Here is a 13,782-nt window from a genome sequence, read left to right on the forward strand (position 1 = left end):
GTTCGGCGATCAAGCCTCCACCGCCCCAGTATACGGGGCATTGATACAGCCCCGCTGCCCGGGGCTCGAGTGGAGTAGCTCTCATGAGGATCATCGCTTTCTTCGCCGCCGGCGCCTTGGCCGCCGGTACCCTCGTTGCCGCGGCCCCCGCGGACGCACAGCGTTACGGCTGGGACGGGCCGCGCGGCGGCGGGCATCATGACCGCGGCTGGCATGGCCCGCGCCATCGCTATGACGGCTATCGGGATGGCGGCTACCGGGGCGGGTACCGCGGCGGGTACCGGGATGGATATCGCGGCGGCTATCGCGGGCACCACGGCGGCTATCGCGCGCATTACGGCTATGGCGGGCCGCGTGGCTATGGCCGCTCGCGCGTCGTGTGCCGGATCCAGCGCGGCTATTACGGCCCGGTTCGCCGCTGTTTCCGTCGTTGATACGGAACCGTAATGAGGTGGCGTGAGTTTGCTAACATAGGTTATGGGATTCACGCGAATCCAGACCGCTCAGGAGACTTTCCATGAAGTTGTTTACCCTCGCCGCCGCCGGTCTCGTTGCGCTCACCGGCCTCGCGCCCGTCGGCTTCGCCGCCGAGGCATCCGCACAGCGCACCGTCGTCCATGAGCGGACCGTCGTCCGTCACAACGACAACCGCCCCGGCGTCCGTCATCGTACGCGCACGCGCCAGGTCTGCCGCAACGTGGTCCGCAACCATCATCGCCAGCGCGTCTGCCGCACGGTTCGCGTCAACCGCTAAGAACGGGCCTTCCCCAGGATCAGGCCGTAAAGCGGCTTGATCATCCCGTCCGACCCCGCCATATGCGCAGCGGGAGTCGGGCGGACGGGGTCGTCGCCAACTTGGTCAGATCCGGAAGGAAGCAGCCACAACGATTTCGCCCCGGGTCGTCCCGGCTCCCACCGCGAACATTTGCAGGCAAATGTTCGCGCGGCCAGCGGCGCACAGCGCCGTCTGACGACACGGCTTCGCCGTGGCGCCCCTACCTTCACACCAAACCCTTGATTAAGAACAGCTTTCACAAAGACGTTCCCGAAACGTTCCATTTCGCTGTAAATCTGCCCGCGTTTGTGGTACGCCGCACCATGGCCCAGATCGTTCCCAGTTCCGGCCCCCGATACGCCGTCCCGAACGGCCGCACCCCGACCTCGGGCTGCACCGCGACGACGCCCGATGTCGACCCGACGCCCAATGTTGAATCGCGCTATCGTCTCAACATTCGCAACATTCGCGGTCCCGGCCATGCCCTTCGACACCGGACCCGACAGCCGCTATGACGACCGCAATGTCAGATTCCTTCGACCTGGGCGAACCGCCACAGCCGGCTGCTAAGGCGGATGTCGCGTACCGCGTGCTCGCGCGCAAATACCGCCCGCAGACCTTTTCCGAGCTCATCGGGCAGGACGCGATGGTCCAGACGCTCGGCAACGCGATCAAGCGCGACCGGCTGGCGCACGCCTTTCTGATGACCGGGGTCCGCGGGGTCGGCAAGACGTCGACCGCGCGCCTGATCGCCAAGGCACTCAACTGCATCGGTCCGGACGGGCAGGGCGGTCCGACGATCGACCCGTGCGGCGTCTGCGAACCCTGCCGCGCGATCGCCGAGGGCCGCCATATCGACGTGATCGAGATGGACGCCGCCAGCCATACCGGCGTCGACGACGTCCGCGAGATCATCGACGCGTCGCGCTATTCGGCGGTCACCGCGCGCTTCAAGATCTACATCATCGACGAAGTCCACATGCTGTCGAAGAACGCGTTCAACGCGCTTCTGAAGACGCTGGAGGAACCGCCCGCGCATGTGAAGTTCCTGTTCGCGACGACCGAAGTGAACAAGGTGCCGGTGACGGTCCTGTCGCGCTGCCAGCGCTTCGACCTGCGCCGTATTTCCGCCGAACAGCTCGCCAAGCACTTTGCCTGGGTGTCGACCGAGGAAGGCGTCGTCGCCGAGCCCGAGGCGCTGATGCTGATCGCGCGCGCCGCGGAAGGGTCGGCGCGCGACGGCCTGTCGATCCTCGACCAGGCGATCGCGCATGCCGGGCTCGAAGGTGGCGGCGTCACCGCGGATGCGGTGCGGCAGATGCTCGGCCTGTCCGATCGCGGCGCAGTGCGCGACCTGCTTGCCCTGATCCTGGCGGGTGACGGGGCGGGGGCGCTCGCCTCGCTGCGGCGGCAATATGACTATGGCGTCGATCCGCTGTCGGTGCTCCGGTCGCTGCTCGAAACCGTCCACGGCATCACGCTGACCAAGGTCGGGACGCCGGCCGACGCCGCGCAGCCCGCGGAGGAGCGCGCCGCGCGCGAGGAGTGGGCGGCCAACCTGTCCTACCCCGCGCTGCATCGCCTCTGGCAGCTGTTCCTCAAGGGCCATGACGAGGTCGCCAAGGCTGTGTTGCCGATCGAGGCGGCGGAAATGGCGCTGCTGCGGACGATTTACGCATCGACGCTGCCCGATCCCGGCGAACTCGCGCGGCAGCTCGCCGGCGGTCCGCCACCCGCAGCTGCGGCCACCGCGTCGACGCAGGCACCGGCGCCCGCTCCCGCATCCTCCGGCGAGGCACCGCCCTGGGCCGGGGCGGGGGCGTCCGCTGCGCCGACACCCGTCGACACCGGACCGATCCTGCCGCCGACCTTCGCGGCTCTGGTCGATCTGCTCGACGATTCGGGCGGGCTGGCGATCGCCGCGCGGCTCCGCCACGGCGCGCGGATCGTCTCCTATGCGCCGCCCGAATTCGCGCTCTCCGGCAGCCGGCCGGTCTCGGCCGACACGCTGGCGGAACTGGGCACACTGCTGAAGTCGGTCACGCGGACCGCCTGGAAGGTGTCGATCGTCGACGCGCCGGGCGAACCGACGCTGCGCGAGGCGCAGGACGCCGCCGACGAGGCGGTGAAGCAGGCCATTCTCGAATCCCCCATCATGAAGGCCGCGGTGGCAGCGTTTCCCGACGCCAAGCTTGAATCGTGGCCAGGTCAAAGGAGCAACGCATGAAGAATATCGACGAAATCCTCGCCATGGCGCAGAATGTCCAGACCGAGCTCGAAAAGGCACAGGCCAATCTCGACACGATCGAGGTCGAGGGCGCGTCGGGCGGCGGGCTGGTCAAGGTCAAGGCGTCCGCCAAGGGCCGGATCATCGGCATCGCGATCGACGATTCGCTGATGCAGGTCGGCGAGAAGCAGATGCTCGAGGATCTGCTGACCGCGGCGTTCAACGATGCCCGCGCCAAGGCCGATGCGGTGTCGGGCACCGAAATGTCCAAGATGACCAGCGGCCTGCAGCTCCCGCCAGGCTTCAAGCTGCCGTTCTGATCGGCCGGGTGCGGCGGCTGCCGGCTCCTAGCGGAGGCAGCCGTCGAGCCCCTGGGTGCGGACCGTCGAGACGCGGCGCGACAGCGTGTTGCCGTGGCGGCGGACGAAACCGCGCGGCGCGATCGCCGCCCGCTTCTTCGGCAGCGGCAACACCGCCGCGATCCGCCCCGCCTCGGTCGCCGACAGCCGCGACGCATCGTGGTTGAAATACCGGATCGCCCCGGCATTGGCGCCATAGGTGCCGATCCCCGTCTCGGCGATGTTGAGATACACCTCCATGATCCGCCGCTTCGGCCACAGCGTCTCGATCAGAACGGTGAAATACGCCTCGAACGCCTTGCGGATATAGCCGCCCCCCTGGAACAGGAACGCATTCTTCGCGGTCTGCTGGCTGATCGTCGACCCGCCGCGGATCCGCCCGCCCTGCGCATTGCGCGCCGCAGCCCCGGCGATCGCCTTGAAGTCGAAGCCGCTGTGCGAACAGAACCCCGAATCCTCGCCCGCAATCGCGGCGCGCGCCATGTCGGGATCCATCTCCGACAACGGCATCCAGTCCTTCGTCACCGTATGGCCGGACAGTAGGTCGCCCATCATCGTGAAGGTGAAGGGCGGCGGGACGAACCGGTACAGGCCGACCCAGGCGACCGTCACGACGACGAAGACGAACGCGAATTTGGCGAGGATGCGGATAAGGCCCATCGCCGCTCCTTATGCGATCGCCGCGTCCCCGCCAATGATCGCCCGCGCCGCCGCGACGCCGGTTTCATATGCGCCGTGCGCCGTAGAGAAATCCTCGGGGTGGCAGGCCTCGCCGGCGAAGAAGATCCGGCCGTCGACCGGCTCGGCGAGCACCGCACGCTGGCCCGCGCACCCGATCCGCGCATGGCTATAGCTGCCTCCGATCCAGGGTACGTGGCGCCAGCGGGTTGCGACAAGCGGCGTGAAGCGGCGGCGCCAGTCGCTGCCGAGCAGGGCAACCAGCTCATCGATCGCGAACGCCGCGGCGTCGCCATCCTCCAGCATCTCCGCGCAGTCGCCGCCGAAGAAGCTTTCGACGATCGGCCAGCCGAACGGCGACAGGCGGTGGCTGGCGGTGCACGCGGCATAGGGGTTGCCGACGAGATGCGCATTCGCCGGCCATTCCGGTCGATCGACATGCAGGAACACCTTGTCCGCCAGACCGAGTGGGAGGTCGGCGGCGGCGGCATGCTTGTCAGGCAAGGGCGGGTCGAACCTGATCTGCGACCTGGCCAGCACGGTGGTGGGCACGCAGACGATGACATGATCCGCGTCGATCGTCCCGGACGGCGTATCGAGGCTGATCCGCCGACCGCCATGGTCGATACGGGTGACCGGCGTAGTGAGGCGGATCGGAAGACCAGCGGCGTGGCTGGCGACCAGCGTGCCATAGCCTTGCTTCACGGTCCAATTATCGTCCGACGCCGCATTTTCATACGCGGCCCAGTCATGGAGGGACACCTGCGACAGGTTCGCGCCATTCGCATAGCCGGAGATCGCGTCAATCCTCGGCCGCCACGGATCGTTCACACCGACAAACTCGGACAGGGCGCGGTCGGGACCGTTGACTGCCGCCAATGCGCGGGCGTTCCATTCCTGATAGGCGGTAGACGAAGACGCCTGCTCTTCGGGTGAAAAACTGAGGTTACGCCATTGCGTGCGCCAGTTCGCGTCCGACCGGTCGACGCTGAAACCCGAAAGCTCCGCAATCGCGGTCCATGGGTTGCGCTGCGCAGAGTGGAGCCACCCGCAACCGGCATCCACATTAGAACCCGCAGGGACAGGATTCGCCTCTGCCTCACTGCCCTCGCGGCTCAATAACGCGTCTATCGAAAGACTATGCGCCCGACCACCAAGGCGGTCGCTCGCCTCGACCAGCAACACATCATGCGCGGCGTCATGGAGCGTCCGCGCCGCCGCAATACCGGCCGCACCGCCGCCGATGACGACGGTGCGCACGTCAGGCGGCGAGCAGGCGCTTTTCGCCAGCGATGCGCATCATAGCCTTTTGCAGCTTCTCGAACGCGCGAACTTCGATCTGGCGGACTCGCTCGCGCGAGACGCCATAGACCTGAGACAATTCCTCGAGTGTCTTGGGATCGTCCGTCAAGCGGCGTTCGGTCAGGATATGCTGTTCACGATCGTTGAGGTCGTCCATCGCGGAAACCAGCATCGAGTGGCGGACGTCGGCCTCCTGTGCGTCGGCGACGATCTTGTCCTGGAGCGGTGCGTCGTCCTGCAGCCAATCCTGCCACTGGCCTTCGCCGTCCTCGCGCATCGGCACGTTGAGCGAGGTGTCACCACCCATCGCCATGCGTCGGTTCATGCTGACGACGTCGGTCTCGGCCACACCGAGATCGGTGGCGATCTTCGTCACGTGCTCGGGGCGCAGATCACCGTCCTCGAACGCGTCGAGGCGGCTCTTCATCCGGCGCAGATTGAAGAACAGCTTTTTCTGCGCTGCGGTGGTGCCCATCTTCACGAGCGACCAGCTGCGCAGGATATATTCCTGGATCGACGCGCGGATCCACCACATCGCATAAGTCGCGAGGCGGAAGCCGCGCTCCGGTTCGAATTTCTTCACGCCCTGCATCAGGCCGATATTGCCCTCAGAGATCAGCTCGGAGGTGGGCAGGCCGTAGCCACGATAGCCCATGGCGATCTTCGCCACGAGACGGAGATGCGACGTCACCAGCTGCGCCGCAGCATCGGTGTCGCCATGCTCCTGGAACCGCTTGGCGAGCATATATTCCTGCTCGGGTTGCAGGATGGGGAATTTCTTAATCTCGGCGAGATAGCGATTGAGACCCGCCTCGCTGCCGAGCGCAGGTATCGTCGCTGGAACGTTGGAGCGGGCTGCCATGGTAGTCTTCCCTTTCTGCGAAACCATACCGCACTGCGGCAGGGTCCGATATCTATACGTGAAGCTCGCTGAACAGTTCCTGCATGTCCGCAGGCATCCTGCTTTCGAACGCCAAAGCGTTACTATTTATAGGATGGATGAACCCGAGATACGCGGCGTGCAAGGCCTGACGGCGGAAACCAAGCGTTTCGAGCAGCGTCTTCTGACCGGGCCGGTTTCTACCGTAGACCGGGTCGCCGAGCAAGGCGTGCCCGATCGAGGCCATGTGGACGCGCACCTGATGCGTGCGCCCCGTTTCGAGCCGGCACTCGACCAGCGCGGCATCGCGAAGCGGTTGCAGCGTCGTGAAATGCGTGACGGCGCGTTTGCCGCCTTGGACGATCGCGATCTTCTTCCGGTTTTGCGGACTGCGCGCCAGCGGGGCATCGACGGTCCCCGAGGAAGGGCGCGGGATCCCGCCGACGATCGCGCGGTAACGACGGTCGATACTGTGATCGTGGAACTGCTTGGCAAGTCCCTCATGCGCGCGGTCGCTCTTCGCCGCGATCATCAACCCAGAGGTATCCTTGTCGATCCGGTGGACGATGCCCGGACGGGCGACCCCGCCGATCCCCGAAAGATTGCCCGCGCAATGGTGAAGCAGCGCGTTGACGAGCGTGCCGTCGAAATTGCCCGCTGCGGGATGCACGACCAGACCCGCCTGCTTGTCGACGACGATCAGATGCTCGTCTTCATAGGCGATGACGAGCGGGATGTCCTGCGCCTCGTTATGCAGCGGCGTCGGTGGCGGCACGGCGATCGCGAAGGTCTGACCGGCAGACGCCTTTTTTGACGAATCACGCCAGGGCTGACCTGCCTGCGATACCGCGCCAGCGGCGATCAACGTTTTCAGACGTTCGCGCGACATCGTCGGGACGGCATCCGCGAGCGCGCGGTCCAGACGCCATCCATCGGCCGCCGCGGCGATTCTCGCTTCAATCGTGGCAACCCCCCGGTCCATGCGATAGCGATGTGGCGATGAGCGTTGAGATTTCAAGCGGCGTCCTCGATCGGATGCTTGCACGGGCGGCGGCATCGCCGGCGGAGGAGGTTTGCGGACTGCTCTTCGGTACGCCGGGTGCCATCGCGACGGCAGAGCCTTGCGAGAACGTCGCGGACCATCCCGCCCACAGCTTCGAAATCGATCCTGCAGCGCTGCTGGCCGCGCATCGTCGCGCGCGCCACGGCGGCCCAGCGGTCATCGGTCATTACCACTCGCATCCCACGGGCAACCCCGTGCCGTCGCCGCGCGACGCCGCGCAGGCGATGGGCGACGGAGCGATCTGGCTGATCATCGGCGGCAGGCAAGCCCGCGCTTGGCGCTCTCATGCCCCCGGCGCATTTGCCGAGGTTGCCATTGTGCTGATTTGACGTGATCCGCGGAGCATAAAGCGCGAAGCGCCAACGATGCGCCTTGCCGCTTGCCAGCCAATCGTGGCGAGGTCAGAACGGCACATGTTTTCGAGAGGATATTCATGACTGTCAGCCCGGTCGATTTTGCCAGCCTGTTGTGTTCGCGTTTGTGTCACGACCTGCTGTCGCCGGTCGGCGCGCTCAACAACGGGCTCGAACTGCTGGCAGACGAAACCGATCCGGCAATGCGTGCGCGGTGCATGGAGCTGTTGGCGGACAGCGCACGCGCATCGGCGAGCAAGCTCAAATTCTTTCGCTTGGCCTTCGGCGCTGCGGGAGGATTTGGCGAGGAGGTCGCAACCCGCGAGGCCAAGTCCGCGATTGAAGGGCTGATCGCCGAGAACAAGCGGATCGAGCTCGCCTGGCTCGTGGACGAGGAAACGATGCCCAAGGCGGCGATCAAGGTCCTGCTCAACCTGGTGCTGATCGGCGGCGAATCGCTGGTGCGTGGCGGCCGGATGGAGATTGGCGGCGAGGACAATGCCGGCCATCTCGAGGTGGTCGTGAAGGTCGAGGGGCCGCGGCTCGTCCTGGACCCCGAGATTCGTCGGACGCTGGTCGACGGTCCTGGCGACACGGCGGTAACGCCGCGCGCGGCCGCCGCCTTTATGGTGCACACGCTCGTCGCCGAGAACGGGGGCAGCATGCAGATCTTCGAACCGTCCGACGGCGTCATGATCTTCGGTGCCGTGTTCAACGCGCGATAACACGGCTGTATACGGTGGTGCGGCGGGGGAGGAGCGATCCTAACGCGGCCTTAACCCCTGTTCGTCATGACGGGCCCGACGCACGCGTTCCGGGGCCCGCATGGACGATCTTCTACAGGAATTCATAGCCGAGACGCGCGAGACGCTGGAGGCACTGTCGGGCGAGATTGTCGCCTGGGAGGCGGCGCCGACGGATCGCGCGCGGCTCGACGCAATCTTCCGCTTCGTTCACACGGTGAAGGGCAGCTGTGGGTTTCTGGACATCCCCCGGCTGGCCCGGCTCAGCCACGCCGCTGAAGACGTGCTTGCGGCGGTTCGGGACAACAAGCGCGTGCCCGACACCGCGCTGGTGAATGCCGTGCTCGCGATCGTCGACCGGATCGGCGAGATCGTCGAGGCGATCGATGCCGGCGCAGCGCTGGACGATGCAAGCGAGGAGTTGCTGATCACGGCGCTGGCGGAGGACGCCGCGCCGGCGGCCGTGCCCGTACATGTCGCAACCGTGCGGGCCAGCAGCCGCAGTGTCCGTCTGAACGTCGATCTGCTCGACCGGATGATGAGCGGCATGTCCGACATGGTGCTTGCGCGCAACGAACTGGCGCGGCGATTGCGAGATAACGTCAGCGATCCGCATGTCGAAGCTGCGCTCGAACGGCTTTCGCTGACCGTCGCCGATATGCGAGACACGGTGACGCGGACCCGGATGCAGAAGATCGATGCGCTGTTCTCGGCGCTGCCGCGCATGGTCCGCGATACCAGCGCGGACCTGGGCAAGGCGGTCAACCTGGTGATCGAGGGTTCTGACGTCGAGCTTGACCGTGAGCTGATCGAGCTGATTCGCGATCCGCTGGCACATATCATCCGCAACGCCGTCGACCACGGGATCGAGTCGCCGGCCGACCGTCTGGCCGCGGGCAAGCCCGCGACGGGGCGACTTGTCGTGTCCGCACGCCAGTCGGGCAACCAGATCCTCATCGAGATCAGCGACGACGGACGTGGCATCGACGTCGCGCGGATCGTCAACAAGGCCAAGGACCAGGCCGTGCGTACGGAAGCGCAGATCGGCGCGATGGATGAGGACGCAAAGCTCGATCTCGTATTCGAAGCGGGACTGTCGAGCCGCGACACGGTCACGACAGTCTCGGGACGCGGCGTCGGCATGGATGTCGTGCGCGCCAATATCGAGCATATCGGCGGACGCATCGCACTGTGCAACATGCCCGGCCGGGGTCTGCGGATCGTCATTCACGTGCCGCTGACGCTGTCGATCCTGTCGACGATCATCGTCAGCGTCGGGACGCAGCGTTTCGCGCTGGCGCGGCAGTCGATCGAGGAGATCGTCAGGGTCCGTGGAACGCAGGTGCGGATCGACACGATCGGAGATGCATCTGCCGTCGCGGTCCGGGGACGGCGGATGCCGCTGGTCTCGCTGGCCGCGCTGTTCGGGCTGGGCGACCATGACCCGGGCACGCTCGTGATCGTGTCGACCCGCGAAGGCGATTATGCGCTCGGCGTCGACGATGTGCTCGACGCGGAGGAACTGGTCGTCAAACCCGCCTCGCCGCACGTGATGGCGACCGGCGTCTACGCCGGCCAGACGCTGCCCGACAGCGGCCTGCCGATGCTGCTGCTCGACGGAGCGGGGATCGCGCATGTCGCGGGGCTGCGGTTTTCCGCCCTCGCGGTCGCGCACGACGAGGTGGCGGCGGACAGCGTTGCCGGCGTACAGGCGCTGCTGTTCGACGATCTGGACGGCAAGCGCCGCGTGATCGCGCTGGCGGTGATCGACCGGGTCGAACCGGTGGCGACGTCGGCGATCAGCTTTACGGCGGGCGCGCTGCGTCTCGCCATCGGCGGGGCGATCGTGCCGTTGCATTCGGTCGGCACGATCGGCGACCGGGAAGAGGTCGCCGTCCTCCGTCTGACCGATGGCGATAGCGAGATGGCCTATGCGATCGCGGAGGCGATCGAGATCGTCGAATTGCCGCCCGAAATGGCGCCGGCTAATGGCGGCGGGCCGATCGCGGGCGTCGTGATCATCGGCGGTGAGCAGGTCGAGCTGATCGATCCGCACGCGTTGTTCGCGGGCGAGCCGGTCCGGCGCGCCTCGCGCCCGGTCTGCCTGTTGCAGAGCGACAGCAGCGGGTGGATGGAGACGTTCCTCAAACCCGCGCTCGAGGCGTCGGGCTATCGGTGTGTGACACGCCTCGCCGCGGGCGAGACGCCTGCGGTCGCGCTAGCGATGGAGGATGGACCGGTCGAGGCGGTCGCCGCTCCGATCGTCACGCTGCGCCGTAATCGGGAGGGTACAGGTGCGCAGGACCACAGCATCTATCGCTATGACCGTCCGGCCCTGATCGAGGAACTCGCGCGGCGGGTTGCGGCGCAGGCCGGCGCGCTACAAGGGGATTCAGCACCGTATATTCGCGCCGTGACGAGTGGGGGAGCGCGCTGATGGAATTGTTTCTGATCGCGCATATCGCCGGGCGCGGCGTCGCGATTCCGGCAGAACAGGTCGGTTCGGTCGTCGATATCGGTGATGTCGTCGCTGTGCCGCAGGCGGAGGCGGCGATCCGCGGGCTGACCGCGCTTCGCAGCCGGGTCGTGACGGTGATCGATACCGGCACTGCACTGGGGCTCGCGCCGACGCCCGAAACCGCCAGGCGGGCAGTCATCACGCAGGTCGACGGGCATGACTATGCGATCCTGGTCGACTCGCTCGAGGATGTCGCGCCGTTCGAGCGGTTGCCGCTGTCGTCGGGGCTGGCGCTCAACCACGGCTGGGCGGCGGCGGCGTCGGGGCTGGTCGATCGCGATGGCGAGCCGATGCTGGTGCTGGACCTAGCCGCGGTGGTTCCGTCGTCCTTGCCCGCGCTCGTCGCCTGAACAGCGGCCAACTCGCGCGCGCTTAACCCGGTGCTTACGCTTTGCCAGCTAAGGCGGGCGCCATGATCACCCCGGAAGGCTTTCCATGAAGACCTGTCTTGTCGTTGATGATTCGAAGGTGATCCGCAAGGTCGCGCGTCACATCCTCGAAACGCTTGATTTTACCGTTCGCGAGGCATGTGACGGTCAGGAGGCGCTCCAGTGCTGTCTGGAGTCGGTTCCGGACGTCATCCTGCTCGACTGGAACATGCCCGTCATGAGCGGCATGGATTTCCTGCGAGCGCTGCGCGACAGCGATATCACGCAGCGTCCCAAGGTCGTCTTCTGCACGACCGAGAACGGCATGGCCTATATCCGCGCGGCGATCGAGGCTGGCGCCGACGAATATGTCATGAAGCCGTTCGATCGCGAAACCCTCGCATCGAAGTTGCAAATCGTCGGCATGGCCTGAGCGGGTCTTACGACGCCGTGGCCGCCTCGCTGCCCCTTCCGCCGCTGCCGCGGTCGCCATTGTCCGCCGTCGCGCGTGTCCTGATCGTCGATGATTCGGTGGTCGCCCGCGCGGTGATGGCGCGGCTGATCGACGCGAGCGCGCAGTTCACCGTCGTCGGCGCGGTCGCCAATGCGGGAGCCGCACTTGAGTTCCTGCGCTCCGCCGAGGTCGATTTCGTCCTGCTCGATATCGAAATGCCGGGGGTCGATGGGCTGACCGCGCTGCCGGACCTCATCGCCGCGGGGCAGGGTGCCAAGATCCTGATCGTGTCCTCCTCCGCCGATGAGGGCGGTGCGGCCGCGGTCCAGGCGCTCGCGCTTGGGGCGGCGGAAACGCTGGTGAAGCCGGGCGCCAGCGGCATGTCTGGCCGCTTTGCAACCGCACTGGTCGAAAAGCTCGAACGCCTGTGCGAAGCCCCGACCTCGATCGTGCCTACCCGCGCGTCGGGACTGCGAAGCGCGCGCAACGTCACGGCCGCGGTTGAGCCGCTGTGCGGCCGGGGTGCTGCGGATCAGGGCCGTTCCTTCGCGGCCGGCGACGCCTATGACATCGTCGCGATCGGTGCATCGACCGGCGGGATCCACGCGCTGAGCCAGTTGCTGCGTGAGTTGCCCGCCACGTTCCAGCTGCCGATCCTGATCACGCAACATTTGCCCGCGTCGTTCATGCCGTATTTCGCGGCACAACTCACGGTCCTGTCCGGCCGGCCGTGCGACGTCGCGACCGACCGCCTGCGGATCCGCCCCGGCCGCCTGTTCATCGCCCCCGGCGACGCCCACATGACCTGCGTGCGGCTGAGCGACGGCGGCGCAGCGATCCGCCTCAGGCAGGGCGTCGTCGGCAGCGGCTGCCTGCCCTCGGTCGATCCGATGCTGGGATCGGTCGCCCAAGTCTTTGGCGCGCGCGCGCTGGCTATCATGCTGAGCGGCATGGGCCGCGACGGTGCGGAGGGGGCGCGACAGGTCCACGACGCCGGCGGCAGCGTGGTCGCTCAGGATCAGACGACGTCGGTCGTCTGGGGCATGCCGGGCGCAGTCGTGTCGTCGGGTGTTGCTGCGGCGATACTGCCCCCCGAGGCGATCGGGCGGCTCATCGCGTCGCATCGTCGTCCATGATGGGCGCGTCAGCGTTGCGCGGGCGGAGCATGCCGACCGCGGCTCCGTCGTCCTCACCGGCCCCGGCGGCCTCCCAGGCGACGATCGACGTGCTGACCGCGCTGCTGGAAGCGCGGACGGGGCAGCAGATCGCGGCCTATCGCTCCTGGCGCCTCGATACAGCGCTCAAGCCGCTGTTGCGTGAACGCCAGCTCGGCAGCCTTGACGAGCTGGTTACGCAGTTGCTGGCCGGAAAGGATCGGGAGATCGGCGAGCATATCGTCGATGCGCTACTAAACCAGGAAACGTCCTTCTACCGGGACGCGCAGGTCTTCGAGCACCTCGTCGCGGCGATCGCGGATGCCGAGACCGCCGGTCATCGCATCCGGATCTGGTGCGCGGGATGTTCGACCGGGCAGGAGCCGCTGTCGCTGGCCATGTTGTTCGCCGAGCGGCACGAGACGACCGGTGCGCCGGTTCCGGACATCATCGCGACCGACGTTTCGAGTGCCGCAATCGCCCGCGCACGGTCGGGGCGTTTCACGCAGTTCGAAATTCAGCGTGGGTTGCCGATCCGTCGGATGATGCGGTGGTTCGACGGTGTCGGCGCGGACTGGGTCGCCAAGCCAGAGCTGGTAAAGCTTGTCACGTTCCGGCGCGTGAATCTCGTGTCCGATGCGGCGCCCGCAGGACGTTTCGACCTGGTCCTGTGCCGCAATGTCCTGTTGTACCTGACGGTGGAGACGAAATTGCGGGTGTTCTCGACGATCGCACGGGCGCTGCGGCCCGGCGGCCTGTTCGTCATGGGCGCGGGGGAGACGGTGAGCGGGCAGACCCCTTTGTTCGAGCCCAGCCAGCGCTATCGCGGCTTCTACGAAACGCCGTCGTCAACCACTGGTGATCCACGGTTTCCCGCGCCCGGGTCCTGATCCCGCGATAGAGTGCTG

Annotated in this window: 15 protein-coding genes and 1 other RNA gene; 12 read left to right on the forward strand and 4 right to left on the reverse strand. The window is 66.6% G+C overall.

What is annotated here, in order from left to right:
- Window positions 1-83 precede the first annotated feature (83 nt).
- The 5 genes from FHY04_RS02930 to FHY04_RS02950 all read left to right on the forward strand — a co-directional run bounded on the left by FHY04_RS02930 (window position 84) and on the right by FHY04_RS02950 (window position 3,322).
- Entirely contained in the window at window positions 84-434 is a 351-nt protein-coding gene (locus tag FHY04_RS02930) for a hypothetical protein (RefSeq protein ID WP_052380984.1), read from the forward strand.
- Between the two features lie 83 nt (window positions 435-517).
- Window positions 518-754, forward strand: a complete 237-nt coding sequence (locus FHY04_RS02935) for a hypothetical protein (RefSeq protein WP_031441523.1) — start codon at window positions 518-520, stop codon at window positions 752-754.
- Between the two features lie 69 nt (window positions 755-823).
- Window positions 824-919, forward strand: an RNA gene (gene ffs / locus FHY04_RS02940) — signal recognition particle sRNA small type.
- A 379-nt stretch (window positions 920-1,298) separates the two neighbouring features.
- Entirely contained in the window at window positions 1,299-3,002 is a 1,704-nt protein-coding gene (locus tag FHY04_RS02945; protein ID WP_183935313.1) for a DNA polymerase III subunit gamma/tau, read from the forward strand.
- A complete protein-coding gene (locus tag FHY04_RS02950; RefSeq protein ID WP_031395321.1) occupies window positions 2,999-3,322 on the forward strand; it encodes a YbaB/EbfC family nucleoid-associated protein in 324 nt (107 codons plus the stop codon). The genes FHY04_RS02945 and FHY04_RS02950 overlap by 4 nt, the downstream gene beginning before the upstream one ends.
- 27 nt (window positions 3,323-3,349) lie before the next feature.
- Here the strand turns inward: FHY04_RS02950 and mtgA are convergent, their stop codons facing one another.
- The 4 genes from mtgA to FHY04_RS02970 are packed head-to-tail and all read right to left on the reverse strand — an operon-like array spanning window position 3,350 to window position 7,203.
- Window positions 3,350-4,021 carry a monofunctional biosynthetic peptidoglycan transglycosylase gene (mtgA, locus tag FHY04_RS02955; protein ID WP_183935314.1) on the reverse strand — a complete coding sequence of 224 codons (672 nt, stop codon included), beginning with the start codon at window positions 4,019-4,021 and terminating at the stop codon, window positions 3,350-3,352.
- Between the two features lie 9 nt (window positions 4,022-4,030).
- A complete protein-coding gene (locus FHY04_RS02960; protein ID WP_183935315.1) occupies window positions 4,031-5,299 on the reverse strand; it encodes an NAD(P)/FAD-dependent oxidoreductase in 1,269 nt (422 codons plus the stop codon).
- A gap of 1 nt (window position 5,300) precedes the next feature.
- On the reverse strand, window positions 5,301-6,203 hold the full coding sequence (gene rpoH, locus FHY04_RS02965; protein WP_031396358.1) for an RNA polymerase sigma factor RpoH: 903 nt from the start codon (window positions 6,201-6,203) through the stop codon (window positions 5,301-5,303).
- Window positions 6,204-6,255: 52 nt separating this feature from the next.
- Entirely contained in the window at window positions 6,256-7,203 is a 948-nt protein-coding gene (locus FHY04_RS02970) for an RluA family pseudouridine synthase (protein ID WP_031396357.1), read from the reverse strand.
- 17 nt (window positions 7,204-7,220) lie between these two features.
- On the opposite strand from FHY04_RS02970, the gene FHY04_RS02975 reads away from it, so the two are divergent.
- From FHY04_RS02975 to FHY04_RS03005, 7 genes are all read left to right on the forward strand, one after another.
- Entirely contained in the window at window positions 7,221-7,613 is a 393-nt protein-coding gene (locus FHY04_RS02975) for a Mov34/MPN/PAD-1 family protein (protein WP_183935316.1), read from the forward strand.
- Between the two features lie 104 nt (window positions 7,614-7,717).
- Window positions 7,718-8,362, forward strand: coding sequence for a histidine phosphotransferase family protein (locus FHY04_RS02980; protein ID WP_159511122.1), 645 nt, complete (start codon window positions 7,718-7,720; stop codon window positions 8,360-8,362).
- A gap of 100 nt (window positions 8,363-8,462) precedes the next feature.
- On the forward strand, window positions 8,463-10,817 hold the full coding sequence (locus FHY04_RS02985) for a chemotaxis protein CheA (RefSeq protein ID WP_183935317.1): 2,355 nt from the start codon (window positions 8,463-8,465) through the stop codon (window positions 10,815-10,817).
- Window positions 10,817-11,248, forward strand: coding sequence for a chemotaxis protein CheW (locus FHY04_RS02990; RefSeq protein ID WP_031396353.1), 432 nt, complete (start codon window positions 10,817-10,819; stop codon window positions 11,246-11,248). The genes FHY04_RS02985 and FHY04_RS02990 overlap by 1 nt, the downstream gene beginning before the upstream one ends.
- An 85-nt stretch (window positions 11,249-11,333) precedes the next feature.
- Window positions 11,334-11,699: a response regulator gene (locus FHY04_RS02995; protein WP_031396352.1), complete on the forward strand. Its 366-nt coding sequence runs from the start codon at window positions 11,334-11,336 to the stop codon at window positions 11,697-11,699.
- 17 nt (window positions 11,700-11,716) lie between these two features.
- Window positions 11,717-12,856: a chemotaxis-specific protein-glutamate methyltransferase CheB gene (cheB, locus tag FHY04_RS03000; protein WP_311723429.1), complete on the forward strand. Its 1,140-nt coding sequence runs from the start codon at window positions 11,717-11,719 to the stop codon at window positions 12,854-12,856.
- 29 nt (window positions 12,857-12,885) lie between these two features.
- Window positions 12,886-13,764 (forward strand): protein-glutamate O-methyltransferase CheR, encoded by an 879-nt coding sequence (locus tag FHY04_RS03005; protein WP_260171277.1) that lies wholly within the window; start codon window positions 12,886-12,888, stop codon window positions 13,762-13,764.
- The last annotated feature ends 18 nt before the right edge of the window (window positions 13,765-13,782 follow it).

Origin of the sequence: Sphingomonas sp. BK481, from assembly GCF_014194875.1 — a bacterium.
GTDB classification, from domain to species: Bacteria; Pseudomonadota; Alphaproteobacteria; order Sphingomonadales; family Sphingomonadaceae; genus Sphingomonas; species Sphingomonas aerolata.